We start from the raw sequence: 25,553 nt of genomic DNA on the forward strand, positions 1-25,553 counted from the left end.
GGTGCGGCGGTGCGGCGGTGCGGCGGTGCGGCGGTGCGGCGGTGCGGCGGTGCGGCGGTGCGGCGGTGCGGCGGTGCGGCGGTGCGGCGGTGCGGGCAAATATGATGCGACGATCCACAGCCGATGCAACGGCCTACAGCCGTTGAACGGCGCGATCGCGAGCCGCGTTCCGAAACGCCGCGCCGTCAGCCGGCTCGCGCGACGCAGCTTCGCCCCGCGAACGCTCGATGCATCAAACGAAAACGCCCCATCCGGGGCGTTTTTTCGTCATCGCCGCGTGCGGCGACGCGTCACTGCGGAACCGTGTCGACGAACGTCTGGCGCTGCGCGAGCTTCGCGAAATGCTTGTCGAGATTCGAATGGCGCTCGCGCCAGTTGATCTCCGGCATCCGGAATTCGAGGTAGCCGAGCGCGCAGCCGAGCGCGATGTCGGCGAGCGTGTAGTGATTGCCGACGCACCACGTCTTGCCGGCGAGGCCCTGCGACATCGCGACGAGGCCGTCGTCGATCTTGCGCTGCTGGCGCGCGATCCACGCGTCGCTGCGCTGATGCGGCTCGCGCTGCACGTGCTCGATGCGGATCGCGACCGCCGCGTCGAGCACGCCGTCGCCGAGCGCCTCCCAGCACCGCACCTCGACGCGCTCGCGTCCGGACGGCGGAATCAGCTTGCCGACGGGCGAAAGCGTGTCGACGTATTCGCAGATCACGCGCGAATCGAACACGGCGGCGCCGTCTTCCATCACGAGGCACGGCACCTTGCCGAGCGGGTTCGACGCATGGATGTCGGTGTCCGGCGCCCAGACGTTTTCGAGCTCCAGCTTGTAGTCGATCTTCTTTTCAGCGAGCACGATTCGCGCCTTGCGGACGAACGGGCTGCTGAGCGAACCGATTAATTTCATCATCTGTCTTCTGTCGGGAATACCGCCCGAGAGTATACGTTGTCGCCGATCATAACCGGCCGTTGCGTCTGCGTTGATAATCGGCCGTCCGGCCTGTGGATGGTTTGCAACAATGACGCCCGCCGCGCGGGCCGGCAAGGCGGCGGCCGGCCTTGCTTCGGCCGCGGCCGCGCGGGCCGGGTCGCGGATTCGCGCCGACGTCCCGCGCCGACACGCCGGCCGCGCGCGACGCTCGACGGGCAGCGCGGCTTCGCGTCGCGCGCGGCGCGCTTTGTGTGTGCTTTCGCGTGCGCTGTTGCGCGCGCGGTTTCATGCGCGCACGGGCGCGGCGGGGCGAGCCGCCCCGCGGCGTCCGCACGGCCGCCTCGCCCCCGTCGCGCGCGCGACCCGCGCGACGGCGCTACAATCGCGTGATGAATCAGCCGACCGAACCCGCCATCGCCCTCGACGTCCACCGCCAGCGCCGCGACCGCGTGCTGGCCAAGCTGCGCGCGCAAGGCGGCGGCGTCGCCATCGTGCCGACCGCGCCGGAAGTGCCCCGCAATCGCGACAGCGATTATCCGTACCGGCACGACAGCTACTTCCACTACCTGACGGGCTTCTCCGAGCCCGACGCGCTGCTCGTCCTCGACGCGTCGGCGGCAGGCGACGCGCCCCGCGCGATCCTCTTCTGCCGCGCGAAGAATCCCGAGCGCGAGATCTGGGAAGGGTTCCATTTCGGCCCCGAAGCCGCGCGCGACGCGTTCGGCTTCGACGCCGCGTTCCCGTACGACGCGCTCGACGCCGAGATGCCGCGCCTTCTCGCCGATGCGCACGCGCTCCACTACCGCTTCGGCGCGTCGGCCGAATTCGACGGCCGCCTGAACGGCTGGCTCGACGCGGTGCGCGCGCGCGCCCGCGCTGGCGTCGCCGCGCCCGGCGCCGCATTCGATCTCGAGCCGCTCCTCGACGACATGCGCCTCGTGAAAGATCCGCACGAGCAGGCGATCATGCGCCGCGCGGCCGAGATTTCCGCGCTCGCGCACCGCCGCGCGATGGCCGCGTGCCGTCCCGGGGTGCGCGAATACGAACTCGAGGCCGAGCTGCTCTACACGTTTCGCCGCCACGGCGCGCAATCGCCCGCCTACGGCTCGATCGTCGCGACGGGCGCGAACGCGTGCGTGCTCCACTATCCGGCCGGCAACACGATCGTCAAGGACGGCGACCTGATCCTGATCGACGCCGCCTGCGAGCTCGACGGCTACGCATCCGACATCACCCGCACGTTCCCGGCGAACGGCCGCTTCTCGGGCCCGCAGCGTGCGCTCTACGACATCGTGCTCGCCGCGCAGGAAGCGGCGATCGCGGCGACGCGCGCGGGCACGTCGTTCGACGCGCCGCACGACGCCGCGGTGCGCGTGCTCGCGCAGGGCATGCTCGACACCGGGCTCGTGCCGAAGGCGCGCTTCGCGAGCGTCGACGACGTGATCGCCGAGCGTGCGTACACGCGCTTCTACATGCACCGCACGGGCCATTGGCTCGGGATGGACGTGCACGACTGCGGCGACTACCGCGAGCGCGGCGCGCCGCGCGACGACGACGGCGCGCTGCCGTCGCGCGTGCTGCACGCGGGCATGGCGCTCACGATCGAGCCGGGCCTCTACGTGCGCCCGGCCGACGACGTGCCGCAGGCGTTCTGGGACATCGGCATCCGGATCGAGGACGACGCGTTCGTCACGCCGACGGGGTGCGAGCTGATCACGCGCGACGTGCCGGTGGCCGCCGACGAGATCGAGGCGCTGATGCGCGACGCGCAGACGCAAAGCGCCCGCCCGCAGCCATGACCCGCCCGCGCGCTTTCCTATCGAGACCCACGATTCAAGAACGATGACGACCGCCGCCCCCTCGCCCGCTTTCGACTTCGATATCGCGATCGTCGGCGCCGGGCCGGTCGGGCTTGCGCTCGCCGGCTGGCTCGCGCGGCGCAGCGCAACCCGCGCGCTGTCGGTCGCGCTCGTCGACGCGCGCGATCCCGACGCGAGCGCGAACGATCCGCGCGCGATCGCCGTGTCGCAAGGCAGCCGGATGCTGCTCGATACGCTCGGCTGGCCGGGCGACGCGACGCCGATCGAGCACATCCACGTCTCGCAGCGCGGCCATTTCGGCCGCACGCTGATCGATCGCGACGAGCACGATCTCGCCGCGCTCGGCTACGTCGTGCGCTACGGCTCGATCGTGCAGGCGCTCGCGCGCGCGGTGCGCGGCACGCCCGCGCACTGGTTCACGTCGACATCCGCGCATTCGCCGGCGCAGGACGCCGACGGCGTGACCGTCACGCTCGACACGCCGCAAGGCGCGCGCGCGCTGCGCGCGCGCGTGCTCGTGAACGCGGAAGGCGGCCTCTTCGACGACGGCAAGCGCAAGCTGACCGAGAGCGCGAAAAATCGCGACTATGGACAGACGGCGCTCGTCGGCACCGTCACGGTGTCGGCGCCGCGGCCGCGCGTCGCCTGGGAGCGCTTCACCGGCGAAGGCCCGCTCGCGCTGCTGCCGCTCGGCGGCCCGCAACAGGCGGATTACGCGCTCGTCTGGTGCTGCGCGCCCGACGTCGCGCGGCGGCGCAGCGAATTGCCCGACGACGCGTTCCTGCAGGAACTCGGCGCGACGTTCGGCACGCGGATGGGACACTTCACGCGGATCGCCGGACGCGCGGCGTTCCCGCTCGGGCTCGCCGCGGCCGATACGCTCGTCGACGGCCGGGTCGCGATCGTCGGCAACGCCGCGCAGACGCTGCACCCGGTCGCGGGCCAAGGGCTGAACCTCGGGCTGCGCGACGCGCACACGCTCGCCGAGACACTGTCCGAGCACGGCGCGACGCCGCTCGCGCTCGCGACGTTCAACGCGCGCCGCGCGCTCGACAGACGCTTCACGATCGGCGCGACCGATACGCTCGCCCGCCTGTTCACCATCGAGTCGCGCCCGCTCGCGGTGCTGCGCGGCGCGGCGCTCACCGCGCTCGAATTCGTGCCGCCGCTCAAGACGGCGATCGCGCGGCAGATGATGTTCGGACAGCGGCGCTGACGCGCACGGGCGCGGCCGTCGGCACGCGACCGTCGGTCATCGCCGGCGCGCGGCGTTCGGTCGCCGAAGGCTGAATGTCGGCAGCCGGCGGCCCGGCCGATTGAATCGAAATCGAAAAGCAGGCCGCGCGCCGTTGCGGCCATGTTCGCTCGAGTCATCTCGAGCGATGCCCGCGAGCCGCGCGTCGTGCGATCCGGGAAACGGTTTCTTCGCCGAGCGATTCGGTCAAGCCGCGACCGGCGTTTTTCCGACGCAATCGCGCGACGGGGCCGGCATCGAGCCTCTCATGCCGCACGCACGCTTTCCGCGTCGACGCCCATCCCGGCCGCCTCTCGCCGCGCCGCCGCCTTGCGCATCGAGACGCACGAGAAACGCGAGCGCGCGAGCGCCGTCACCGAAGCCGACGCCAACCGGCTTCGCGAGCTCGCGGCCCATTTCCCGCCGCATCGCAGCTACACCGCTTCGCAGGCGCGCACGATGCGTCATCCCACCTTCACGCAAGATTCATCGACGATTTAACGATTGCCGACAGTTGCCTAATTCGGCGGCACCGGCGGTTACGGTAAAATGCGCGTTTTCCCTTTTCCCGACGCCCCGCCCGCGCCCCGCGCGGGCGCTCCCATTGCGATGCCCGTCCTAGGCTCTCACGTTCTGCGCAACAACCTGTTCGTCGCCCCGATGGCGGGCGTCACGGACCGGCCGTTCCGCCAGCTGTGCAAGCGGCTCGGCGCGGGCTACGCCGTGTCCGAGATGGTCGCGTCGAACGCGCAGCTCTGGAAGAGCGAGAAGACGATGCGCCGCGCGAACCACGCGGGCGAAGTCGAGCCGATCGCGGTGCAGATCGCGGGCGCCGATCCGGCGATGATGGCCGAGGCCGCGCGTCACAACGTCGCGAACGGCGCGCAGATCATCGACATCAACATGGGCTGCCCGGCGAAGAAGGTCTGCAACGTCGCCGCCGGCTCGGCGCTCCTGCAGAACGAGCCGCTCGTGCAGCGGATCGTCGAGGCCGTCGTCGGCGCGGTCGGCGCGGGGCCCGACGCCGTGCCCGTCACGCTGAAGATCCGCACCGGCTGGGACCGCGAGCACAAGAACGCCATCACGATCGCGAAGCTCGCCGAGGCGGCCGGCATCTCGATGCTGACCGTGCACGGCAGAACCCGCGCCGACCTGTACCGCGGCGACGCCGAATACGACACGATCGCGGCCGTGAAGGCCGCCGTACGCATTCCGGTCGTCGCGAACGGCGACATTACGTCGCCGCAAAAAGCGAAGGCGGTGCTCGACGCGACGGGCGCCGACGCGCTGATGATCGGCCGCGCCGCGCAAGGAAGGCCATGGCTCTTCCGCGAAATCGATCATTTCCTGCAAAGCGGCGAGCTCCTGCCGCCGCCGCGCATCGACGAAATCCGCCAGGTGATGAACGAGCACCTCGAGGATCACTACACGTTTTACGGCGAATTCACGGGAGTCCGTACTGCACGCAAGCACATCGGCTGGTACACTCGCGGCCTTTCCGGCGCCAACGGGTTCCGGCACCGGATGAACACGCTCGAAACCACCCGCGAGCAGCTTGCCGCCGTCAACGAATTCTTCGACGCGCAACAGGCGCTGTCCGACCGCCTCGTCTATGTCGACGACGAAGACGGCGGCTGCGGCGAGCCGGGCGATTCTAACCAGTTAGCAGCATGAGCAAGCACAACATCGAACAATGCGTCCGCGACAGCCTGGATGGCTACTTCCGGGATCTCGACGGCTCCAATCCGCACGACGTCTATGAAATGGTGATGTCGTGCGTCGAAAAGCCTATGCTCGAAGTCGTGCTCGAACAGGCGGGCGGCAACCAGTCGCTCGCCGCGGAGTACCTCGGCATCAATCGCAACACGCTGCGCAAGAAGCTGCAGCAGCACGGCCTGCTGTAGGCGGCCGAACCGTCCCCGTTTTCCTGGCTATTGGTGGTTCCATCATGATCAAGCAAGCGCTCATTTCCGTTTCCGACAAGACCGGCATCGTCGACTTCGCGAAAGCGCTGTCCGAGCTCGGCGTCAAGCTGCTGTCGACGGGCGGCACCGCGAAACTGCTCGCCGAAGCGGGCCTGCCCGTCACCGAAGTGGCCGACTACACCGGCTTCCCGGAAATGCTCGATGGGCGCGTGAAGACGCTGCACCCGAAGGTGCACGGCGGCATCCTCGCCCGCCGCGACCTGCCCGAGCACATGCAGGCGCTCGAGCAGCACGGCATTCCGACGATCGACCTGCTCGTCGTGAACCTGTATCCGTTCGTCGCGACGATCGCGAAGGACGACTGCACGCTCGCCGACGCGATCGAGAACATCGACATCGGCGGCCCGACGATGCTGCGCTCCGCGGCGAAGAACCACCGCGACGTGACGGTCGTAGTCGACCCGGCCGACTACGCGGTCGTGCTCGACGAAATGAAGGCGAACGGCAACACGGTCGGCTACCCGACCAACTTCCGCCTCGCGACGAAGGTGTTCGCGCATACCGCGCAATACGACGGCGCGATCACGAACTACCTGACGAGCCTGACCGACGAGCTGAAGCATGCGTCGCGCAACGCGTACCCGGCGACGCTGAACCTCGCGTTCGACAAGGTGCAGGACCTGCGCTACGGCGAGAATCCGCACCAGAGCGCGGCGTTCTACCGCGACGTCGCGACGCCGGCCGGCGCGCTCGCGAACTACCGCCAGCTGCAGGGCAAGGAACTGTCGTACAACAACATCGCCGATTCGGACGCCGCGTGGGAATGCGTGAAGACGTTCAACGCGCCGGCGTGCGTGATCATCAAGCACGCGAACCCGTGCGGCGTCGCGGTCGGCAACGATTCGGCCGACGCGTACGCGAAGGCGTTCCAGACCGATCCGACGTCGGCGTTCGGCGGCATCATCGCGTTCAACCGGGAAGTCGACGAAGCCGCCGCGCAGGCGGTGGCGAAGCAGTTCGTCGAAGTGCTGATCGCGCCGTCGTTCTCGGATGCGGCCAAGCAGGTGTTCGCGGCGAAGCAGAACGTGCGTCTCCTCGAGATCGCGCTGGGCGACGGCCATAACGCGTTCGACCTGAAGCGCGTCGGCGGCGGCCTGCTCGTGCAGTCGCTCGATTCGAAGAACGTGCAGCCGCGCGAGCTGCGCGTCGTCACGAAGCGCCATCCGACGCCGAAGGAAATGGACGACCTCCTCTTCGCATGGCGCGTCGCGAAGTACGTGAAATCGAACGCGATCGTGTTCTGCGGCAACGGGATGACGCTCGGCGTCGGCGCGGGCCAGATGAGCCGCGTCGATTCGGCGCGCATCGCGAGCATCAAGGCGCAGAACGCGGGCCTCTCGCTGGCCGGCTCGGCGGTTGCGTCGGATGCGTTCTTCCCGTTCCGCGACGGCCTCGACGTCGTCGTCGCGGCGGGCGCGACCTGCGTGATCCAGCCGGGCGGCTCGGTGCGCGACGACGAGGTGATCGCCGCCGCCGACGAGCACAACATCGCGATGGTGGTGACGGGCGTGCGCCACTTCCGCCACTGATTCATACGACGCAGCGTTTCCGGCGAAACCCGGCGGTGGATCACCGCCGGGTTTTTTATCGGTCGCGCGGAACCGATGCGTGGCGAGTGACGGGTCGGGACGGCGGCTCTTTGGCATGGCGGTCGTTGGCGGCGGCGGCTCGCTGTGGCCGTACGCGGCGGGCATCGTTGGCGGCGGCGGCTCGCTGCAGTCAGCGTAGGGCGGCAGCGGCTCGCTGCAGTCGTACGCTGCGGCCGTCGTTGGGTGGCGACGGCTCGCTGCGCGGCCGTTCCTTGCGGCGGTTTCCGTTGCAATGGCGCAGTGGTTCGTCGCGGCGCTTCTTCGAAGCGGCAAGCTCGGCGGCCCGGCCATTTGAAGCGATCGCTCGCGCGAAGCCGAATTCCGTCGGAAGCAACGCCGTGTTCGGCGCTCGGTATCTCGGTATCTCGGTATCTCGGCATCTCGGCATCTCGGCATCTCGGCATCTCGGCATCTCGGCATCTCGGCATCTCGGCATCTCGGCATCTCGGCATCTCGACATCTCGACATCTCGACATCTCGACAGAGCGACAGCGCGACATCTCGGCATCGATTCAACCGACGGCTTCGCGCCGCTCGCACCCCGTTCCGGCGCTTGCCTCCCGACCGCACGCAACGAGCGTCCGGCGCCGGCCGCCGCGATCGCGCAGCGCTCGCATAATCCACGTTCGCCGCCCCGCTCGCGCGGCGCTGCGCCGTCCGCTTTCGCCGGGCTCCGGCGTCATTCGTGTAGTATCGGTCGCACATAGCTTTTCCGTTTCTCCATGCGAATCCTCGGCATCGACCCCGGCTTGCGCGTCACCGGCTTCGGCGTGATCGACGTCAGCGGCCATCGGCTCGCGTACGTCGCGAGCGGCGTGATCAAGACGCCCACCGCCGACCTGCCCACGCGGCTCGGCACGATCTACGACGGCGTCTCGACGCTGATCCGCGAGCACACGCCCGATCAGGCGTCGATCGAAAAAGTGTTCGTCAACGTCAATCCGCAATCGACGCTGCTCCTCGGCCAGGCGCGCGGCGCCGCCATTTGCGGGCTCGTGTCGGGCGGCCTGCCCGTCGCCGAGTACACCGCGCTGCAGCTCAAGCAGGCGGTGGTCGGCTACGGACGCGCGACGAAGGAGCAGATGCAGGAAATGGTCGCGCGCCTGCTGAGCCTGTCCGGACTGCCCGGCACCGACGCGGCCGACGCGCTCGGGATGGCGATCTGTCACGCGCACGGCGGCAACACGCTCAACACGCTCGGCGGCATCGCGCCCGCGCTCGCGAAGAAGGGGCTGCGCGTTCGGCGCGGGCGGCTCATCGGATAAGGCGGCCGGCTCGACGTGTGCCGCCCGCGCGGGTGGAAACCGTGTTTGCCCGGATCGATCCCGATCAACGAGACGGCTTTCGCGACGGCGCCCCAATGAAGAATCCCCGCCCGGCATCGTCCGCCAAGCCGGGATCGGGCTGACCATCCCATGGCGCCCGGCGACGCCAAGCGGATGCCGCCCGCTCCACCGCCCGCATCGGGCTTCGCGCGCGTTCGCGCCGCTGCCGCTCGCGCCCCGCGGTGCGCTACACTCGCGCTTTCCGTTCCGTCCCGCACTCGCCATGATCGGTCGCATCGCCGGCACCCTGCTTGAAAAGAACCCTCCGCACATCCTCGTCGACTGCAACGGCGTCGGCTATGAAGTCGACGTGCCGATGAGCACGTTCTACAACCTGCCGCACACGGGCGAGAAGGTCGTGCTGCTGACCCAGTTGATCGTCCGCGAGGACGCGCACCTGCTGTACGGCTTCCTCACGCCGCAGGAGCGCTCGACGTTCCGGGAACTGCTCAAGATCACGGGCGTCGGCGCGCGGATGGCGCTCGCCGTGCTGTCCGGGATGAGCGTCGCGGAGCTGTCGCAAGCGGTCACGCTGCAAGACGCCGCGCGCCTGACGCGCGTGCCGGGCATCGGCAAGAAGACAGCCGAGCGCCTGCTCCTCGAGCTCAAGGGCAAGCTCGGCGCAGATCTCGGCCCGCTCGCCGGCGCGGCCTCGCCTTCCGACCACGCGACCGACATCCTCAACGCACTTCTCGCGCTCGGCTATTCGGAAAAGGAAGCGCTCGCCGCGATCAAGAACGTGCCGGCCGGCACCGGCGTGTCCGAAGGCATCAAGCTGTCGCTCAAGGCGCTGTCGAAGGCGTAGCGGCTCGAACGGCGCGTCGTCGAAGACAGCTTCGCATGCCGTGCGCCGCCAGGCGACTCGGCCGTTCGGCCAGGTTGGCCGGAGCACGCCGCGCGGTACAATGGCCGCATGATCGAAACCGACAAACTCGCCGCCGAGCGGATCATTGCCGCCACGCCCGCGTCTTCGCACGAAGAGGCGTTCGAACGCGCGCTGCGCCCGCGCCAGCTCGACGAATACGTCGGCCAGGAAAAGGTGCGCGGCCAGCTCGAAATCTTCATCGAGGCCGCGAAGCGTCGCGCCGAAGCGCTCGACCACGTGCTGCTGTTCGGACCGCCCGGCCTCGGCAAGACGACGCTCGCGCACATCATTGCGCGCGAAATGGGCGTGAATCTGCGCCAGACGTCCGGCCCCGTGCTCGAGCGGGCGGGCGACCTCGCCGCGCTCCTCACGAACCTCGAAGCGAACGACGTTCTCTTCATCGACGAGATCCATCGCCTGTCGCCCGTCGTCGAGGAAATCCTGTATCCGGCGCTCGAGGATTACCAGATCGACATCATGATCGGCGAAGGGCCCGCCGCGCGCAGCGTGAAGCTCGACCTGCAGCCGTTCACGCTCGTCGGCGCGACCACCCGCGCCGGGATGCTGACGAACCCGCTGCGCGACCGTTTCGGCATCGTCGCGCGGCTCGAATTCTATGACGCCGAGCAACTGTCGCGGATCGTGCGGCGCTCGGCGTCGCTGCTGAACGCGCAGATCGATCCGAACGGCGCGCTCGAGATCGCGAAGCGCTCGCGCGGCACGCCGCGGATCGCAAACCGGCTGCTGCGCCGCGTGCGCGACTACGCGGAAGTGAAGGCGGACGGCAACATCACCGCGTCCGTCGCGGACGCCGCGCTCGCGATGCTCGACGTCGATCCGGTCGGCTTCGACCTGATGGACCGCAAGTTGCTCGAAGCGATCCTGCACAAGTTCGACGGCGGACCGGTCGGCGTCGACAACCTCGCCGCCGCGATCGGCGAGGAGCGCGACACGATCGAGGACGTGCTCGAGCCGTACTTGATCCAGCAGGGCTTCCTGCAGCGCACGCCGCGCGGCCGCGTCGCGACGCTCCTTACCTACCGGCACTTCGGGCTCGCCGCGCCGGACGCCGCGAGCCCCGTGCGCAACCTCTGGGGCACGCCGGACGCCGAGGGCTGACGCCCCCCGTCCCGACGAGTCGACCGATGTCCGCCCCGCTTCGCGACCGCCCCGCCCGCTCCCCGATCGGACATCCGCTCGTCGAGCGCGTGCGCGCCCGCGTCGCGGGCGGCGTCACGCATCTGACGTCCGGCAGCGGCCCGTCGCTCGACTACTCGTCGCCGCCGGGCGACCCGGGCCTCTTCGGCCCCGACGCGGTGTGCTGGAAGGTGCATGCCGATTTCACGTCGATGATGACGGGCGGAATCTCCGCGCTGCTGCTGCAGGCGCTGCACCCGCTCGCGCTCGCGGGCGTGTGGGACCATTCGACGTTCCGCACCGACATCCTCGGCCGCCTGCGCCGCACCGCGACGTTCATCTCCGGCACGACGTACGGCAGCCGCGCCGATGCGCTGAAGCTGATCGAACGCGTGAAGGCGATACACGAGACCGTCGTCGGCACGGGGCTCGATGGCCGCCCGTATCGCGCGAGCGATCCCGCACTGCTCACGTGGGTGCACGTCGCCGAGGTGTCGAGCTTTCTCGCCGCGCACCTGCGCTACGTGAATCCGCTGTTGCCGGGCGCCGATCAGGACCGCTACTACGCGGAAACCGCGCGCATCGCCGAGCTGCTGGGCGCGACGAACGTCCCGAAAACGCGCGCCGACGTCGCCGCGTACTTCGCCGCGACGCGCCCCGAGCTCGAAGCGAGCGAGCGCACGCACGAGGTGGTACGGACCCTGATGAACGTGCCGGTGCCGAGGCCGGCGATGCGCCCCGCCGCCGCGCTCCTCTTCAACGCCGGCGTCGATCTGTTGCCGACGTGGGCGCAACGGATGCTCGGCCTGTCGTCGCTCGCGCCGGTGCGCCGCGCGCTCGTTCGGCCCGGCGTGCGGATCGTCGCGCCGGTGATCCGCTGGGCGCTCGTCAACAGCGTATCGAAGCGCGCACGCCGGCGGGTGTCCGCCCGGCCGGAGCAGCCGGGCCCCAACGGCACGTAGCCCAACCCGTCGCGTTCATTTCAAATACCTGTCACATCCATTCGCGATGCTGACGGGGCCACACGCGCATCAATCGCGCGTCGCCATCCCCGCCAAACCCACCATCGACACCAGCCAACGATGCCGCGTCCGCTCTTCCGTCTCGTCGCCGCCACCGCCTTTCCGCTCGTCGCCGCGCTCGCCGCCTGCGGCGGCGACGGCACGGCGCCCGCCCCACCGATTGCCGCCGTCGATGCGGGCGCCGCCGGCTCCACGCGCGGCCACGCGACGCAGCCTGGGCCGAGCGCGGGCAGCCCGTCGCCGAAGGCGCCCGCCTCCGCGCCGGGCAAATGGAAAGGCGCGCGCACGGGCGACATGCTCGACGTCGCGCTCGGCGAACTGCATCCGACGCAAGGCGCGCTCGGCTACGACCAGATCTATTACAAGCTCGGCCGCTACGAACGGCAGCCCGACAAGAAGTTCGACGACTTCTGCGCGGACGAAGGGCTCGGCGGCCTCGCGTCGAACGGCTACGCGACGCAGTCGACGTTGCGCGACGCCGCGAGCTACGCTTGCGCGACGAGCGCCGACGCGCGCGGGCGCGCCGTGCTCAATCCCGTCGTCATCGGGCCGAACGGCGACATGCTGTACGTGACCGACGGCCACCACGGCCTGTCGACCTATTACGAGACGCCCGACGGCGGCGCGTCGCTGCACGTACACGTCGTCGTCAAGGACAACCTGAGCGACTACTCGGGCGCGGCGTTCTGGCAGCAGATGCAAAGCCGCGGCTACACGCGCCTGAAGGACGGAAACGGCCGGCCGATCGCGGCGGACCATCTGCCCGCCGGCCTCGGCCTGAAGCTCGGCATGCAGGACGACCGCTACCGGTCGCTCGTCTATTTCACGCGCGACATCGGCTATGCGAAGCCCGCGCAGGCGACCGACTATCTCGAGTTCTACTGGGCCGACTGGCTGCGCCAGCAGCCGGAAGCGTTCTCACTCGCGGGCTACGACCTCGCGCGCGCGGGCGCGACCGATCCCGACCCGGCGACGGCGGACACGGGCTACCTGAATGCGGTGTGGAATGCGTCGGCGCGGATGGTCGCGTCGATCGATCCGGTGATCGACGGCAAGACGGGCGCGGACCTCGGCCGCGCCGATCAGATCAACGGCGGAAAGAAATACGGCAAGGGGGAATTCGACAAGCTGCGCCAGCCGATCACGGCCGACAAACCCGGCAAGATCGCGTACGCGCTCGATTACAAGTCGCGCCGCGGGCTGCGCTGAAGCGCGGCGGCGGCTAAGGCCATGCGCCGCGACGATCCGGAGCGCCTCGCGGCCGCGCCCACGTTCAGGCTCGCGCGCGCGAACCTCGCGACCGCTCGCCCGTCACAGCACCTTTCGATAGCCGTCGTCGTCGCTCGCGTCGCTCAGGTGATCGACGTCGGCCCAGCGCACGATACGCGCGCGGCCGTCGTCATAATCGACGACGTTCACGCTCGTGTTCAACAGCGCGTGCTTGCGCGGCGCGTCGAGCGGCAGATCGTTCGCGAAGCGGTATACGCAGTCGAGCACGCCGCCATGCGCGACGCACGCGATGCGCCCGCCCGGATGCGCGGCGACGATCCGCTCGACCTCGTGCAGCACGCGATGATAGAACGCGCGGTGCGATTCGCCGCCTTCCGGCTCGAAGCCGGGATCGCGTGTCTGCCACTGCGCGAACGCGTCGGGAAAACGCGCCTCGATCTCGACGCTGTCGTGCCCCTGGAACACGCCGTACGCGCGCTCGCGCAGCCCTTCGCGCAGCGCGAGCGGCAGGCCGAGCGCATCGGCGGCCGGCTGCGCGGTCTGCCGCGCGCGCGACAGGTCGCTCGAATAGACGGCATCGATACGCGCGCCGGCGCGTGCGTCGCGCGCGAGCCGGTCGGCCAGCTGCCGCGCCTGCGCGAGCCCCGTGTCGGCAAGCGGAATGTCGATGTGGCCTTGAATCCGCTTGATGCGGTTCCAGGCCGTCTCGCCATGGCGGATGAAGAGAATCTGCGTCGTGGCCATCGGTGCGGTCTCGAATCGAAGCGTCAAGGGCGTGTCACGGGCGCGTCTGCAACCAGAACGTCACGGGACCGTCGTTGACGAGCGACACCTGCATGTCGGCGCCGAACTCGCCCGCCGCGACGATCGGATGACGCTCGCGCGCCGCGCGCACGAAGTAGTCGAACAGGCGCTCGCCCTCGTCGGGCGGCGCGGCGGGCGTGAAGCTCGGGCGCAGGCCGCTGTTCGTGTCGGCCGCGAGCGTGAACTGCGACACGAGCAGCAGGCCGCCCGCGCGCCCCGCGCCGTCGATGTTCGACACGGGCAGGTTCATCTTGCCCGCCGCATCGCTGAACACGCGGTAGCCGAGCACCTTCGCGAGCAGCCTGTTCGCGACCGCCTCGGTGTCGCCGCGCTCCGCGCAGACGAGCGCGAGAAGACCGGCGCCGATCTCGCCCGTCACGCGGCCGCCGACGCGCACGTCGGCGCGCTTCACGCGCTGGATCAACGCGATCATGCGCGCGCCTGCGTCACGCGCGCGGCGCGAACGGCGCGAACGATGCACGCGGCGCGCGCCGCCGAGCGGCGAACCGCGCGCTCATGCGGTGAGCGTCACGCGCGCGAAGCGGCGCTTGCCGACTTGCACGACGAATTCGCCCGCGTCGAGCTTCAGCGCCTTGTCGGACACCGTCGCGCCGTCGATCTTCACGCCGCCCTGCTCGATGTTGCGCAGCGCCTCGCTCGTCGACGGCACGAGCCCCGCCAGCTTCAGCAACTGGCCGATCGCGAGCGGCGCGCCCGCGAGCGTCACCGTGGGAATATCGTCCGGCACGCCGCCCTTCGCGCGGTGGTTGAAGTCCTCGAGCGCGCGCTCGGCGTCCGCGCGCGAATGGAAGCGCTCGACGATCTCCTGCGCGAGCATCACCTTGAAGTCGCGCGGATTGCGGCCGCCCTCGGCCTCGCGGCGGAACTGCGCGATCTCGTCGAGGCCGCGGAACGACAGCAGCTCGAAGTAGCGCCACATCAGAACGTCCGAGATGCTCATCAGCTTGCCGAACATGTCGCTCGGCTTCTCGCTGATGCCGACGTAGTTGCCCTTCGACTTCGACATCTTCTCGACGCCGTCGAGGCCTTCGAGAAGCGGCATCGTCAGGATGCACTGCTGCTCCTGCCCGTACTGCTTCTGCAACTCGCGGCCCACGAGCAGGTTGAACTTCTGGTCGGTGCCGCCGAGCTCGAGATCGGCGTTCAGCGCGACCGAGTCGTAGCCTTGCATCAGCGGATACAGGAATTCGTGGATCGAGATCGGAATGCCGCCCTGGAAGCGCTTCGTGAAGTCCTCGCGCTCGAGCATCCGCGCAACCGTGTAGCGCGACGCGAGCTTGATCATCCCGTCCGCGCCGAGCGGCATCGACCATTCGCTGTTGTAGCGGATCTCGGTCTTCTCGCGGTCGAGCACGAGCGCGGCCTGCTCGAAGTAGGTCTTCGCGTTTGCTTCGATCTGCTCACGCGTAAGCGGCGGGCGCGTCGCGTTGCGGCCCGACGGATCGCCGATCAGCGACGTGAAGTCGCCGATCAGGAAAATCACCGTATGGCCGAGATCCTGCAGCTGGCGCATCTTGTTCAGCACGACCGTGTGGCCGATGTGGATGTCGGGCGCGGTCGGATCGAGGCCCAGCTTGATGCGCAGCGGCTTGCCCGTCGCCGCGCTTTTCGCGAGCTTCTGCGCGAACTCTTCCTCGATCAGCAGCTCGTCGACGCCGCGCTTCGTGACGGCGAGCGCGTGGCGAACCTCATCGGTGATCGGGAAGGCGGGCTTGGAAGTGGGATCGGTGCTCATCGGTGCAAGAGGAAGAAATGTCGCAAAAAGAGCGATTTTCCCATAAGTTGCGCGCGGACCGCTTAACGGCGCGCTCGCATGCGCGGATAATCGGCGACGACGGCGCGCGGCGAGCCTTCCGCGCGCCCCCCATCTCGATTCCGGAGCGATGAACGTGGCGTCCAACCGCATGCAACCCGGCCATCCCGCGGATGGCGTGTATTTCGGCCTGATGTCGGGGACGAGCATGGACGGCGTCGACGGCGTCGCCGTCCGCTTCGAGGCGGGCAAGCCGCTCGCCGTGCTGTCCGAGGCGTTCGTCGGCTTCGCCGACACGCTGCGCGACGCGCTCTTCGCGCTGCAGCAGCCGGGCGGCGACGAGATCGAGCGCGAGGCGCTCGCCGCGAACGCGCTCGCCGCGCGCTACGCGGTGTGCTGCCACGAGCTGCTGCGCGCGGCGGGCCTCGCGCCCGAGAACGTGCGCGCGCTCGGCGTGCACGGCCAGACGGTGCGCCACCGGCCCGAGCGCGGCTACACGCGGCAGATCAACAATGCCGCGCTGCTCGCGGAGCTCACGCGCATCGACGTGATCGCGGACTTCCGCAGCCGCGACGTCGCCGCGGGCGGCCAGGGCGCGCCGCTCGTGCCGGCGTTCCACGCGACGGTGTTCGGCTCGCCGGACGAGACGCGCGTCGTCTGCAACTTGGGCGGCATCAGCAACATCACGATCCTGCCCGCGGCGCACGACGCGCGTGACGCGCGCAACGATCCGGTGCGCGGCCTCGACTGCGGCCCGGCGAACGCGCTGATCGACGCATGGGCCGAACGCCACCTGAAACAGCCGTTCGACGACGGCGGTCGTTTCGCGGCGCGCGGCACGGTGCACGAGGCGCTCCTCGCCGCGCTCCTCGACGAGCCGTATTTCCGGCAGGGCGCGCCCAAAAGCACGGGGCGCGATCTCTTCAACGCCGATTGGCTCGACGCGAAGCTCGCCGGCTTTCCGGGCCTCGCGCCCGAAGACGTGCAGGCGACGCTCACGATGCTGACGGCGGCCACCGTCGCCGACGAAATCGCACGGCATGCGAGCGACTGCCGGGCCGTCTACGTATGCGGCGGCGGCGCGCGCAACCCGGTGTTGCTCGACACGATCGCGGCCGCGCTCGCGGCGCGCGGGCTCGACGTGCCGATCGACACGACGGCCGCGCTCGGCGTGCCGCCGCAGCAGGTCGAATCGCTCGCGTTCGCGTGGCTTGCGTACCGCTTCAACGCGCGCGCGCCGGGCAACGTGTCGGCCGTCACGGGCGCGGCGGGCGAACGCGTGCTGGGCGCGCTGTACCCGCGCTGAGCGGGCCGGCTTCGCCAAAGCCGCCCCGCACCGCTTCGCGCCGAGCGACCGCGCGCACGCCGCGGCCGCGGCGCCGGCCCGCGCCGGCTGCCGCGCGCGTCAGCGAACCGAGCTCGCGTCCTGCCCGAACAACACGCTGCGCGAGTTCTGATCGACGGTCGGCGCAACGTTGATCTCCTTCGCCCGCTCGTACGCGCGCACGGTGGCGGGCCGTTCGGCGACCCGCGCGAACCACGCGGCGAGGAACGGGAAATCCGCGAGGCGCTGCCGCTGCCGCTCGTGCGGCACGATCCACGGGTAGCACGCCATGTCGGCGATCGAATATTCGCCCGCGATGTAGTCGCGCCCGTCCGACAGATGCTTGTTCAGCACGCCGTACAGCCGCGACGTTTCCTTCACATAGCGGTCGATCGCATACGGCAGCGGCTCGGGCGCGTACTGCACGAAGTGATGGTTCTGCCCCGCCATCGGGCCGAGCCCGCCCATTTGCCAGAACAGCCACTGCAGCGTTTCGTTGCGCCCGCGCAGGTCGGCCGGAATGAAGCGTCCGATCTTGTCCGCGAGATACAGCAGGATCGCGCCGGACTCGAAGATCGACAGCGGCGCGCCGCCGTCGGCGGGCGCGTGATCGACGAGGGCCGGAATCCGGTTGTTGGGCGCGATGCGCAGGAAATCCGGCTCGAACTGCTCGCCGCGGCCGATGTTGACCGGCACGATCCGGTACGGCAAGCCGGCCTCCTCGACGAACATCGTGATCTTGTGGCCGTTCGGCGTGGTCCAGTAGTAGAGATCGAGCATCGCGTCAGGCCTCCGCGCCGGTTGCGGACGCAAGCCGCGCGTTCTGCGGAAACAGCACGCGGCGCGCGTCGTCGTCGAAATCGGTCTTGAACGCGTGGCGCGCCTTCAGCGCCTCCGCGCGTTGCGCGGCGGGACGCGCGTTGATCTCGTCGAACAGGCGCTTCACGTTCGGCAACTGCTCCCATGCGCCGTCGCCGAGCACGAACGGGATCGCACGCGCCCAGCCCCACACCGCCATGTCGGCGATCGTGTAGCCGTCGCCGACCATGTAGCGGCGGGTGGCAAGGCGTTCGTCGACGATGCGCCAGTGGCGCCAGGCCTCGAAGTCGTAGCGGTTCGCCGCATACGCTTTCGGCTCCGGCGCGAAGTGCCTGAAATGCACCGCCTGGCCGCAGTACGGGCCGATCCCCGTCGCGACGAACATCAGCCACGACAGCAGCTCGCCGCGCGCGGCGGGCGTGTCGTCCGGCAGGAACTGGCCGGTCTTCTCCGCGAGATACAGCAGGATCGCGTTGCTGTCGAACACGGTCACATCGCCGTCGACTAGCGCGGGCGTCTTCGCGTTCGGATTGATCGCCTTGAACGCGTCACCGTGCTGCTCGCCTTTGCGCGTATCGACGGGCACGAGTTCATAAGGCACGCCGGCCTCCTCGAGGAACAACGCGACCTTGGCCGGGTTCGGCGACGGGTGATAGAAGAATCGGATCATCGAATGAGTCCTCCTGGTCATGCGGGACAGTGAGCTGAGTTGCCAATGTATCGCATGCACTGAGACAATATGCGCCGACAAGTCCCAATTGCTTGACCAATCGTCCCATGAACGATCGCCTGAAAGGTCTTCTCGCCCGCTTCGAGCTGCACGCCCGCGTGTTCCACTTCGGCACGCTGCCCGGCACGTCGACATTCGATATCTGCGAGGACGGCTTCCACATGCACCTGCTGCGCTCGGGCGCCGTCTGCGTGACAGGCGGTGCGCTCGGCCTGCACGCGGTGCCCGAGCCGAGCGCGCTGTTCATCCGGCGGCCCGGCAGGTACCGGATCGAAGCGCGCGGCGGCATGCCCGCCGAGGTCTTGTCCGCTGCGATCGAATTCGGGCTCGGCGACGAAAATCCGCTGCTGCGCGGCCTGCCCGATCTGCTCGCGATCCCGCTTGCGTCGATGTCGTCGCTCGACGCCGTCCAGCATGCGCTGTTCGCCGAGGCAAGGGCGCCCGCGTGCGGTCACGATACGGTGATCAACCGGCTGACCGAAGTGCTCGTCGTGCAATTGCTGCGCTTCGTGATGCGCAACCGGCTGGTGGCGAGCGGCTCGCTCGCCGGGCTGTCCGACGCCCGGCTTGCCAAGGCGCTGAACGCGCTGCATGCGGACCCGGCGTTGCCGTGGACGCTCGAACGGATGGCCGCCGCGGCCGGCATGTCGCGCTCGCGCTTCGCCGCGCATTTCGCGGACACGGTCGGCGTGCCGCCCGGCGAATATCTACTCCAGTGGCGAGTGGGGCTCGCGAAGACGCTGCTGCGGCGCGGCTACGCGGTCAAGGAAATCGCGCCGGAAGTCGGCTACGGCAGCGCGAGCGCGCTCACGCGCGCATTCGCGCAATGCACGGGACACGCGCCGACCGATTGGCTCGCGCATGCGAGCGACGCAGTGCGCACGGCCGACGCAGCAGCGCCGGAAATCGGCGCGCGCGCGGCGTGAGCCGATGTAGCAGGCGCGTGCGCGATGATGCGCTCCCGCTTCGCCGCTCCGGTCGGCGACGGCGGGCCAAAAAAAACGGGGCATTCAGCCCCGTTTTTCGTCGGACGCGGATGCGCTCAGACCGAGAACGACGAGCCGCAACCGCAGGTCGTAGTCGCGTTCGGGTTCTTGATGACGAATTGCGCGCCGTTCAGATCGTCCTTGTAGTCGATCTCGGCGCCGACGAGATACTGATAGCTCATTGCGTCGACGAGCAGCACGACCCCGTTCTTGTTGAGCACGGTGTCGTCCTCGTTGACGTCCTCGTCGAACGTGAAGCCGTACTGGAAGCCGGAGCAGCCGCCGCCTTGCACGAACACGCGCAGCTTGAGCTCGGGGTTGCCCTCTTCGTCGATCAGTTGCTTGACCTTATCGGCCGCCGCGTCGGTGAAGACGAACGGAGCCGGCATCTCGGTAGTTGCCGCGGATTCGGTAACAGCGTTCATGCGAACTCTCCAAAAAACCATTGCCTGCTATTGTAGGACTGATCCGCAGATCGTGCTGGCGCAGGCGAAATCAAGTGGCGCGCCGGCGTTTTTCGCGCATTCGTTGCGCCGACGCAAGCCGGCCGCACATAAAAAAACCGCCAGTGCGAAAACTGGCGGTTTTTCTTGCAGCGATGCCGCCCGAAGGCGGCGTGCGGCACGAGCGATTAACGCTTCGAGAACTGCTTGGCGCGGCGTGCCTTGTGCAGACCGACCTTCTTACGCTCGACTTCACGGGCGTCGCGCGTGACGAAGCCCGCGCTCGACAGCGCCGGCTTCAGCGTCGCGTCGTAGTCGATCAGCGCGCGGGTGATGCCGTGGCGCACTGCGCCCGCCTGACCCGTTTCGCCGCCGCCCGTCACGTTCACCTTGATGTCGAACGTCTGGCCGTGGTTCGTGAGTTCCAGCGGCTGACGCACGATCATCAGCGACGTTTCGCGCGAGAAGTAGTCGGAGATGGGCTTGCCGTTGACGACGATGTCGCCCTTGCCAGCCTTGATGAAGACACGAGCGACTGCGCTCTTGCGGCGGCCCGTACCGTAGTTCCAGTTACCGATCATGTGGGCTCCCCTTAGATCTCGAGCGCTTTCGGCTGTTGAGCCGAATGCGGATGCGTGGCTTCAGCGTAGACCTTCAGCTTCTTGATCATCGCGTAGCCGAGCGGGCCCTTCGGCAGCATGCCCTTGACCGCCTTCTCGAGCGCGCGGCCCGGGAAGCGTTCCTGCATCTTGCCGAACGTCGTTTCATAGATGCCGCCCGGGTAGCCCGAGTGACGGTAGTACTTCTTGTCCAGCGTCTTGTTGCCCGTGACCTTCAACTTGCTCGCGTTGATGACGATGATGAAATCACCGGTGTCGACGTGCGGGGTGAACTCAGGCTTGTGCTTGCCGCGAAGACGGCGTGCCACTTCGCTGGCGACACGGCCGAGAACCTTATCCGTCGCGTCAATCACGTACCATTCGCGCGTCACCTCATGGGCTTTTGCGGAAAACGTCTTCATGATCGATCCAAAATTGATTGCTGATGCCCAAGCGTTCTTTCCTGCTTGTCTGCTCTTGGCAGGCGCTTCGTGGCGCGATGCAGGCTCTCCCTGTTCTTTTTCCGTGGGCAATGAATGCGGAAAAGCCCTGAATTATAAAGGAAATCGATTCAGGAGGTCAAAGAAATCCGACTTCCTCCGGCTTGCGCCGACGACGAAGCGCGCTTCGCAGGCGTGAAATCCCCGCCGAAGGGCCAGCGAAGCTTGCATCGGACGAAAAAAAGCCCGAACCGCTGGTTCGGGCTTAATCCACCAAAGGAGGAGGGTGGAGGAGACATGCTGAGGTTGTCGCAGCGCGACAACCAATGCCTCACATTATACGAACCGGAAGCCGTCAGCACAAGAAAAACCGCATAGAGAAATTCAATCCCATAATACGGAAAACGACCCGTCTTCGGGCACTGCAAATTTTCCCTTTTAAATCAACTTCATATGCAAATTCATGTGAACAAATGCCCTTTACGGCTAGAGTAAAACCCCTAATGATCGGAGGGCGTTCGGTGCAGCCCCGAGCGGGCGCGAAGCGCCGTCGGGCGCCGCCTCCGCCCGTCTTGCGGCGCATCAGCCGACCGTTGCCGGCAGGGCTACAATGCCGAATTACAACCGAATCAAGCAACGCTGGAGCTCGCGCATGGAATGCAAAGTTAGCTGGATGGGGCAGGATGGCATGGCGTTCGCCGCCCAAACGGGCAGCGGCCACCTCGTCACGATGGACGGCGCGCCCGAAGGCGGCGGGCACAATCTCGCGCCGCGCCCGATGGAGATGGTGCTCGTCGGCACGGGCGGCTGCACGGCCTATGACGTCGTGCTGATCCTCAAGAAGAGCCGCCAGGAAGTCACGGGCTGCTCGGTGACGCTGCAGGCGGAGCGCGCGAGCGAGGACCCGAAGGTGTTCACGAAGATCCACTTCCACTTCACGGTGACGGGCCGCAACCTGAATCCCGCGACCGTCGAGCGTGCGATCAACCTGTCGCACGACAAGTACTGCTCCGCATCGATCATGATCGCGAAGACGGCCGAACTGTCGCATTCGTTCGAGATCGTCGCCGCGTAACGCGCTTCGCCCGTGGCGCGAGCGCGTGGCCGCGCGGCTCGCGAAAAGGAAAAAGGCCGGCGCCGCATCACGCGGCGCCGGCCTTTCGTCATCGTGCGGCAAAGCGGGCCGATAAGCCGGATTCTGTGCAGGCCGCGCATCCGAAGACGCGCGGCCCGTGGCAGCCATTCCTCTAGGCGCGCCATTGCTGACGCGCTCAAGCTTCCTACCCGCAGACGAGACGGGGGCACCGTCCTGCATCCGAAGATGCGCGCCTGCCTACTTGGAATTGCTCCGGGTGGAGGTTACCGTGCCGGTCTGCGTCGCCGCAGCCGCGGTGCGCTCTTACCGCACCGTTTCACCCTTGCCTGATCCCGGCTTGCGCCGGGCCATCGGCGGTTTGCTTTCTGTTGCCCTGTTCCGCGTGTCGCCACGGATGGCCGTTAGCCATCACCCTGCCCTGTCGGAGTCCGGACTTTCCTCGCCCTTCGCGGCGAACCGCGAAAGCCGCGACTGCCTGGCCTGCTTTGCGAGCGGGATTCTAGCACCGCGGCGCGGCGCTCGCTTGGGGCGGGTTGAGTCGATGCATCGCCGATTCGGTGGTCGATCGCGCGTTGCGTGCGGATTCGCGCTAGGTTGGGACTCGTGCGCCGTTGCTTGGCGCTTGGTGCTTGGCGCTTGATTAGCGCCGGCCGACATCCGGCTCGCGCGCCCGTTCGTGCCCCTCCTGAGCTCCAGGTCCGGCTTTAGTCGGATTCTGATTTCAGCTGCGGCGCTCGCGACGAAGTTCAGGGTTGGGCGCTGTCGCTGAATGCGCGGGCACTTGGCACTTGGCACTTGGCACTTGGCACTTGGCACCTGGCACCTGGCACCTGGCACCTGGCACCTGGCACCTGGCAACTGGCGGCTGGCGGCTGGCGGCTGGCGGCTGGCGGCTGGCGGTTGGCGGTTGGCGGTTGGCGGTTGGCGGTTGGCGGTTGGCGGTTGGCAAATGATCGGCCCCCTCCGACACCACGACCGTTCAGCGCCTCCTCGCCCCCGCGGCCTCAGCCCGCGCGTGCGCGCCGGCCGCTGCGAAACACTCGCGGATCGTCGTAGAACGACGGCGTCTCGTTCGCCGCCCACCAGCCGGGCACGCCGAGCACCGGCAGAGGCGCGAACCCGCGGCTCGTCGGTTCGGTCGCGGCAAGCGCCGCCGCGACATGCTCGTCGAGCCACGCGCGGCGCTTTTCGTCCGCCCATTCGAAATACGCGGCCGGCACGTCGACGATCCACGCGTGCGCGGTGCAGCCCTTGTACGGCTCGACGAGCTTTTCGAGCAGCGCATGACCGACGATCCGCGCCTCGCAGCGCGCGCCCCACGCGGCGCGCGACGCGCACATCAAGGTCGGCCAGTCGAAACCGCGCAGCGCGGCCGCAAGCGCCGAATCCGAGGTCGCAAAGAGCGCCGCGTTCTCATCGAACAGCGTGAGCGCGTCGCGCACGGCGCCGCGCACGGGGCCGACGCCCGTTGCGTCGATCGCGCCGGCCTGGCGCGCGTTGAGCGCCGCCTTGATGCGCGGATACGCGAACCAGACGAGCGCATTGAAGAAATCATGCAGGTTGTGGCGGGTCGGGACGGCGCCCGTTAAGGCGATGTGGGTCTCGTACGCGGTTCCCGCCGGCAGCGCCGCCTGCTCGATGAAACGAAGCGGCAGGCCGCGGCCCGTCGCGCGTCGTTCGGCTCGGGCATCGTCGTTCAGCATGCTCAGCCACGCGCGCTCGCCCTGCCGCGCCGCCTGCGCCCATCGCCTGCCGCGTGCGGCGAACGGCGCGAGCCACGGCTCGGACCAATCGATTCGGTCGAAGCAGAACCCGTCGTCGGCAGAATGCGGCCCACGTCGATCGTTCGCCGCACAGGACGCACGAGACGCACGCGATTCGCGTGGATTGCCCGCGACCGCAGGGTGATCCCGGTGATCCTGGCGATCCGCGTGATCAGAGTGATCCTGGCGCGCCGGCTCACCTGCGTTGCGCGAATCGGCCGGGCCGCGCGTCGCGTCCGCCCGGTCGGCGAGACCCGTCGCTCCCGTGCGCCGCGGATCGGCCGAGCCATGCGCGCCTTCTGGCCGCTGCGCGCCGTTCATGCCGTCCTGAGCGTCGTGATCGCCCATGCCGTGCGGCCCGTTCATCGCATCGAAACCGATGCCGTCACGCGCGGCGGCCGCGCCGGCCGCCGCGCTCCGGGCTTCAGACGAGCCGCCAGCCGATCGGCTCCCCACCGCGCAGCGGCACGACGGGGCTCCCGCCCGCGTCGATCTCCAGCGGCAGTTCCCACGTCTCGCGGTGCAGCGTCACCGTGTCGGCGCTGCGCGGCAGGCCGTAGAAATCCGCGCCGAAGAAGCTCGCGAAACCTTCGAGCTTGTCGAGCGCGCCCGCCTGATCGAACGCCTCCGCGTACAGCTCGAGCGCGTGCAGCGCCGTGTAGCAGCCCGCGCAACCGCACGCGGCCTCCTTCGCGCCCTTCGCGTGCGGCGCGCTGTCGGTGCCGAGGAAGAAGCGCGGGTTGCCCGACGTCGCCGCCGCGACGAGCGCGACCCGGTGCGTCTCGCGCTTCAGCACCGGCAGGCAGTAGTAATGCGGGCGGATGCCGCCCACGAACATCGCGTTGCGGTTGTACAGAAGATGGTGCGCGGTGATCGTCGCGCCGATCTGGCCGGGCGCCGCGTCGACATCGCGCACGTAATCGGCCGCGTCCTTCGTCGTGATGTGCTCGAACACCACCTTGAGCCCCGGCAGCGCGCGGCGCAGCGGCTCCATCACGCGCTCGATGAACGCCTTCTCGCGATCGAACAGGTCGATCGACGGCTCCGTCACCTCGCCGTGCACGAGGAGCGGCATCCCGACTTCCTGCATCGTCTCGAGCGTCTTCGCGCATTTGCCGAGCAGATCCGTCACGCCTGCGTCGGAGTTCGTCGTCGCGCCCGCCGGATACAGCTTCACGCCGTGCACGAAGCCGCTTTCGCGCGCACGGCGGATTTCGTCCGCAGGCGTGTTGTCGGTCAGGTACAGCGTCATCAGCGGCTCGAACGTCATGCCGGCCGGCAGTGCGGCCAGGATGCGCTCGCGGTACGCCTGCGCCTGCGCGGTCGTCGTGACGGGCGGCTTCAGGTTCGGCATGATGATCGCGCGGCCGAACTGGCGGGCGGTGTGCGGCAGAACGGCCGCGAGCATCGCGCCGTCGCGCACGTGCAGGTGCCAATCGTCGGGGCGTGCGAGGGTCAGCGAGGCGGGGGCAGAAGCATTCATGGTGTCGTGGGAATGGCGCGCGGCGACGGGCGAAGCGCTGCGCGCCGGCCGCGCGCGACGCCGACTGACGGCAAACCGCAACACGGAACCGCTCGGGCGCGGTTTTCGCCTTTTGCCGCTTGGGGCTCGGTGATATGCTTGAAGCCGACATTGTACCGGTTC

Annotated in this window: 26 protein-coding genes and 1 other RNA gene; 15 read left to right on the top strand and 12 right to left on the bottom strand. The window is 68.7% G+C overall.

The window, feature by feature from the left end:
* Window positions 1–290 precede the first annotated feature (290 nt).
* Complete coding sequence (locus X946_RS26645) at window positions 291–902, bottom strand: glutathione S-transferase family protein (protein ID WP_038754142.1); 612 nt, start codon at window positions 900–902, stop codon at window positions 291–293.
* Between the two features lie 410 nt (window positions 903–1,312).
* On the opposite strand from X946_RS26645, the gene X946_RS26650 reads away from it, so the two are divergent.
* From X946_RS26650 to X946_RS26695, 11 genes are all read left to right on the top strand, one after another.
* Window positions 1,313–2,722 carry an aminopeptidase P N-terminal domain-containing protein gene (locus X946_RS26650; protein ID WP_038754145.1) on the top strand — a complete coding sequence of 470 codons (1,410 nt, stop codon included), beginning with the start codon at window positions 1,313–1,315 and terminating at the stop codon, window positions 2,720–2,722.
* Window positions 2,723–2,765: 43 nt separating this feature from the next.
* Window positions 2,766–3,959 carry a UbiH/UbiF/VisC/COQ6 family ubiquinone biosynthesis hydroxylase gene (locus X946_RS26655; RefSeq protein ID WP_038754148.1) on the top strand — a complete coding sequence of 398 codons (1,194 nt, stop codon included), beginning with the start codon at window positions 2,766–2,768 and terminating at the stop codon, window positions 3,957–3,959.
* A 348-nt stretch (window positions 3,960–4,307) separates the two neighbouring features.
* A complete protein-coding gene (locus X946_RS35355; protein ID WP_161788708.1) occupies window positions 4,308–4,478 on the top strand; it encodes a hypothetical protein in 171 nt (56 codons plus the stop codon).
* A gap of 108 nt (window positions 4,479–4,586) precedes the next feature.
* Window positions 4,587–5,651 (top strand): tRNA dihydrouridine synthase DusB, encoded by a 1,065-nt coding sequence (gene dusB / locus X946_RS26660; protein WP_038754151.1) that lies wholly within the window; start codon window positions 4,587–4,589, stop codon window positions 5,649–5,651.
* On the top strand, window positions 5,648–5,881 hold the full coding sequence (locus tag X946_RS26665; protein WP_004194052.1) for a Fis family transcriptional regulator: 234 nt from the start codon (window positions 5,648–5,650) through the stop codon (window positions 5,879–5,881). Before dusB ends, X946_RS26665 begins: the two co-directional genes overlap by 4 nt.
* A 44-nt stretch (window positions 5,882–5,925) precedes the next feature.
* On the top strand, window positions 5,926–7,491 hold the full coding sequence (gene purH / locus X946_RS26670) for a bifunctional phosphoribosylaminoimidazolecarboxamide formyltransferase/IMP cyclohydrolase (protein WP_038754153.1): 1,566 nt from the start codon (window positions 5,926–5,928) through the stop codon (window positions 7,489–7,491).
* A 782-nt stretch (window positions 7,492–8,273) separates the two neighbouring features.
* Window positions 8,274–8,816: a crossover junction endodeoxyribonuclease RuvC gene (gene ruvC / locus X946_RS26675; protein WP_038754156.1), complete on the top strand. Its 543-nt coding sequence runs from the start codon at window positions 8,274–8,276 to the stop codon at window positions 8,814–8,816.
* Window positions 8,817–9,099: 283 nt separating this feature from the next.
* On the top strand, window positions 9,100–9,681 hold the full coding sequence (ruvA, locus tag X946_RS26680) for a Holliday junction branch migration protein RuvA (RefSeq protein WP_038754159.1): 582 nt from the start codon (window positions 9,100–9,102) through the stop codon (window positions 9,679–9,681).
* Window positions 9,682–9,789: 108 nt separating this feature from the next.
* Window positions 9,790–10,860 (top strand): Holliday junction branch migration DNA helicase RuvB, encoded by a 1,071-nt coding sequence (gene ruvB / locus X946_RS26685; RefSeq protein ID WP_038754162.1) that lies wholly within the window; start codon window positions 9,790–9,792, stop codon window positions 10,858–10,860.
* 26 nt (window positions 10,861–10,886) lie between these two features.
* Window positions 10,887–11,840, top strand: coding sequence for an oxygenase MpaB family protein (locus X946_RS26690; protein WP_038754165.1), 954 nt, complete (start codon window positions 10,887–10,889; stop codon window positions 11,838–11,840).
* A gap of 120 nt (window positions 11,841–11,960) precedes the next feature.
* The gene (locus X946_RS26695; protein WP_038754168.1) at window positions 11,961–13,109 is read left to right on the top strand and encodes a ParB/Srx family N-terminal domain-containing protein; all 1,149 of its coding nucleotides are present in this window, start codon (window positions 11,961–11,963) and stop codon (window positions 13,107–13,109) included.
* A 102-nt stretch (window positions 13,110–13,211) separates the two neighbouring features.
* Here the strand turns inward: X946_RS26695 and X946_RS26700 are convergent, their stop codons facing one another.
* The 3 genes from X946_RS26700 to tyrS form a co-directional block, all read right to left on the bottom strand.
* Entirely contained in the window at window positions 13,212–13,874 is a 663-nt protein-coding gene (locus X946_RS26700; RefSeq protein ID WP_038754171.1) for a histidine phosphatase family protein, read from the bottom strand.
* Window positions 13,875–13,908: 34 nt separating this feature from the next.
* Window positions 13,909–14,367 (bottom strand): D-aminoacyl-tRNA deacylase, encoded by a 459-nt coding sequence (dtd, locus tag X946_RS26705; protein WP_038754516.1) that lies wholly within the window; start codon window positions 14,365–14,367, stop codon window positions 13,909–13,911.
* A gap of 81 nt (window positions 14,368–14,448) precedes the next feature.
* Entirely contained in the window at window positions 14,449–15,690 is a 1,242-nt protein-coding gene (gene tyrS, locus X946_RS26710; RefSeq protein WP_038754173.1) for a tyrosine--tRNA ligase, read from the bottom strand.
* Window positions 15,691–15,859: 169 nt separating this feature from the next.
* Between tyrS and X946_RS26715 the strand changes: the two genes are divergently transcribed.
* Window positions 15,860–17,014 carry an anhydro-N-acetylmuramic acid kinase gene (locus X946_RS26715; protein ID WP_081990062.1) on the top strand — a complete coding sequence of 385 codons (1,155 nt, stop codon included), beginning with the start codon at window positions 15,860–15,862 and terminating at the stop codon, window positions 17,012–17,014.
* Between the two features lie 99 nt (window positions 17,015–17,113).
* Here X946_RS26715 and X946_RS26720 read toward each other — a convergent pair whose 3' ends face one another.
* Window positions 17,114–17,812, bottom strand: coding sequence for a glutathione S-transferase N-terminal domain-containing protein (locus X946_RS26720; RefSeq protein WP_038754176.1), 699 nt, complete (start codon window positions 17,810–17,812; stop codon window positions 17,114–17,116).
* Between the two features lie 4 nt (window positions 17,813–17,816).
* Window positions 17,817–18,521, bottom strand: coding sequence for a glutathione S-transferase family protein (locus tag X946_RS26725; protein ID WP_038754179.1), 705 nt, complete (start codon window positions 18,519–18,521; stop codon window positions 17,817–17,819).
* Window positions 18,522–18,628: 107 nt separating this feature from the next.
* On the opposite strand from X946_RS26725, the gene X946_RS26730 reads away from it, so the two are divergent.
* Complete coding sequence (locus X946_RS26730) at window positions 18,629–19,507, top strand: helix-turn-helix transcriptional regulator (protein WP_038754182.1); 879 nt, start codon at window positions 18,629–18,631, stop codon at window positions 19,505–19,507.
* 116 nt (window positions 19,508–19,623) lie between these two features.
* Here the strand turns inward: X946_RS26730 and erpA are convergent, their stop codons facing one another.
* From erpA to rplM, 3 genes are all read right to left on the bottom strand, one after another.
* Entirely contained in the window at window positions 19,624–19,992 is a 369-nt protein-coding gene (gene erpA, locus X946_RS26735) for an iron-sulfur cluster insertion protein ErpA (protein ID WP_010106366.1), read from the bottom strand.
* A 206-nt stretch (window positions 19,993–20,198) separates the two neighbouring features.
* Window positions 20,199–20,591 (bottom strand): 30S ribosomal protein S9, encoded by a 393-nt coding sequence (rpsI, locus tag X946_RS26740; protein ID WP_038754186.1) that lies wholly within the window; start codon window positions 20,589–20,591, stop codon window positions 20,199–20,201.
* A gap of 11 nt (window positions 20,592–20,602) precedes the next feature.
* A complete protein-coding gene (gene rplM, locus X946_RS26745) occupies window positions 20,603–21,031 on the bottom strand; it encodes a 50S ribosomal protein L13 (RefSeq protein ID WP_004522094.1) in 429 nt (142 codons plus the stop codon).
* Between rplM and X946_RS34690 the strand changes: the two genes are divergently transcribed.
* Together X946_RS34690 and X946_RS26750 are read left to right on the top strand one after the other, a co-directional pair.
* Window positions 21,030–21,248, top strand: a complete 219-nt coding sequence (locus X946_RS34690) for a hypothetical protein (protein ID WP_152611846.1) — start codon at window positions 21,030–21,032, stop codon at window positions 21,246–21,248. The two genes, rplM and X946_RS34690, sit on opposite strands and share 2 nt — an antisense overlap.
* Before the next feature lie 453 nt (window positions 21,249–21,701).
* Window positions 21,702–22,124 carry an OsmC family protein gene (locus X946_RS26750; protein ID WP_038754189.1) on the top strand — a complete coding sequence of 141 codons (423 nt, stop codon included), beginning with the start codon at window positions 21,702–21,704 and terminating at the stop codon, window positions 22,122–22,124.
* A 96-nt stretch (window positions 22,125–22,220) separates the two neighbouring features.
* On the opposite strand, the gene rnpB is transcribed toward X946_RS26750, so the two are convergent.
* The 3 genes from rnpB to pyrC form a co-directional block, all read right to left on the bottom strand.
* An RNA gene (gene rnpB, locus X946_RS29650) (RNase P RNA component class A) lies at window positions 22,221–22,632 on the bottom strand.
* Between the two features lie 517 nt (window positions 22,633–23,149).
* Window positions 23,150–24,274, bottom strand: coding sequence for a DUF3025 domain-containing protein (locus X946_RS26755; RefSeq protein ID WP_152611847.1), 1,125 nt, complete (start codon window positions 24,272–24,274; stop codon window positions 23,150–23,152).
* A 58-nt stretch (window positions 24,275–24,332) separates the two neighbouring features.
* Entirely contained in the window at window positions 24,333–25,391 is a 1,059-nt protein-coding gene (pyrC, locus tag X946_RS26760; protein ID WP_038754191.1) for a dihydroorotase, read from the bottom strand.
* Window positions 25,392–25,553 lie beyond the last annotated feature (162 nt).

Origin of the sequence: Burkholderia sp. ABCPW 111 (assembly GCF_000773065.1) — a bacterium.
In the GTDB taxonomy this organism is placed as follows: Bacteria; Pseudomonadota; Gammaproteobacteria; order Burkholderiales; family Burkholderiaceae; genus Burkholderia; species Burkholderia savannae.

Bases quoted from the DNA above. Each gene is read 5' to 3' on its own strand.
- X946_RS26725 (WP_038754179.1), bottom strand. From the start codon at position 18,521: ATGATCCGATTCTTCTATCACCCGTCGCCGAACCCGGCCAAGGTCGCG.
- pyrC (WP_038754191.1), bottom strand. From the start codon at position 25,391: ATGAATGCTTCTGCCCCCGCCTCGCTGACCCTCGCACGCCCCGACGAT.
- tyrS (WP_038754173.1), bottom strand. From the start codon at position 15,690: ATGAGCACCGATCCCACTTCCAAGCCCGCCTTCCCGATCACCGATGAG.
- ruvC (WP_038754156.1), top strand. From the start codon at position 8,274: ATGCGAATCCTCGGCATCGACCCCGGCTTGCGCGTCACCGGCTTCGGC.
- rplM (WP_004522094.1), bottom strand. From the start codon at position 21,031: ATGAAGACGTTTTCCGCAAAAGCCCATGAGGTGACGCGCGAATGGTAC.
- X946_RS26720 (WP_038754176.1), bottom strand. From the start codon at position 17,812: ATGCTCGATCTCTACTACTGGACCACGCCGAACGGCCACAAGATCACG.
- X946_RS26730 (WP_038754182.1), top strand. From the start codon at position 18,629: ATGAACGATCGCCTGAAAGGTCTTCTCGCCCGCTTCGAGCTGCACGCC.
- ruvB (WP_038754162.1), top strand. From the start codon at position 9,790: ATGATCGAAACCGACAAACTCGCCGCCGAGCGGATCATTGCCGCCACG.
- X946_RS26655 (WP_038754148.1), top strand. From the start codon at position 2,766: ATGACGACCGCCGCCCCCTCGCCCGCTTTCGACTTCGATATCGCGATC.
- erpA (WP_010106366.1), bottom strand. From the start codon at position 19,992: ATGAACGCTGTTACCGAATCCGCGGCAACTACCGAGATGCCGGCTCCG.
- X946_RS26750 (WP_038754189.1), top strand. From the start codon at position 21,702: ATGGAATGCAAAGTTAGCTGGATGGGGCAGGATGGCATGGCGTTCGCC.
- ruvA (WP_038754159.1), top strand. From the start codon at position 9,100: ATGATCGGTCGCATCGCCGGCACCCTGCTTGAAAAGAACCCTCCGCAC.
- X946_RS26690 (WP_038754165.1), top strand. From the start codon at position 10,887: ATGTCCGCCCCGCTTCGCGACCGCCCCGCCCGCTCCCCGATCGGACAT.
- rpsI (WP_038754186.1), bottom strand. From the start codon at position 20,591: ATGATCGGTAACTGGAACTACGGTACGGGCCGCCGCAAGAGCGCAGTC.
- purH (WP_038754153.1), top strand. From the start codon at position 5,926: ATGATCAAGCAAGCGCTCATTTCCGTTTCCGACAAGACCGGCATCGTC.
- X946_RS26700 (WP_038754171.1), bottom strand. From the start codon at position 13,874: ATGGCCACGACGCAGATTCTCTTCATCCGCCATGGCGAGACGGCCTGG.
- X946_RS26715 (WP_081990062.1), top strand. From the start codon at position 15,860: ATGCAACCCGGCCATCCCGCGGATGGCGTGTATTTCGGCCTGATGTCG.
- X946_RS26650 (WP_038754145.1), top strand. From the start codon at position 1,313: ATGAATCAGCCGACCGAACCCGCCATCGCCCTCGACGTCCACCGCCAG.
- X946_RS26755 (WP_152611847.1), bottom strand. From the start codon at position 24,274: ATGAACGGGCCGCACGGCATGGGCGATCACGACGCTCAGGACGGCATG.
- dusB (WP_038754151.1), top strand. From the start codon at position 4,587: ATGCCCGTCCTAGGCTCTCACGTTCTGCGCAACAACCTGTTCGTCGCC.
- X946_RS26665 (WP_004194052.1), top strand. From the start codon at position 5,648: ATGAGCAAGCACAACATCGAACAATGCGTCCGCGACAGCCTGGATGGC.
- X946_RS34690 (WP_152611846.1), top strand. From the start codon at position 21,030: ATGATCGATCCAAAATTGATTGCTGATGCCCAAGCGTTCTTTCCTGCT.
- X946_RS26695 (WP_038754168.1), top strand. From the start codon at position 11,961: ATGCCGCGTCCGCTCTTCCGTCTCGTCGCCGCCACCGCCTTTCCGCTC.
- dtd (WP_038754516.1), bottom strand. From the start codon at position 14,367: ATGATCGCGTTGATCCAGCGCGTGAAGCGCGCCGACGTGCGCGTCGGC.
- X946_RS26645 (WP_038754142.1), bottom strand. From the start codon at position 902: ATGATGAAATTAATCGGTTCGCTCAGCAGCCCGTTCGTCCGCAAGGCG.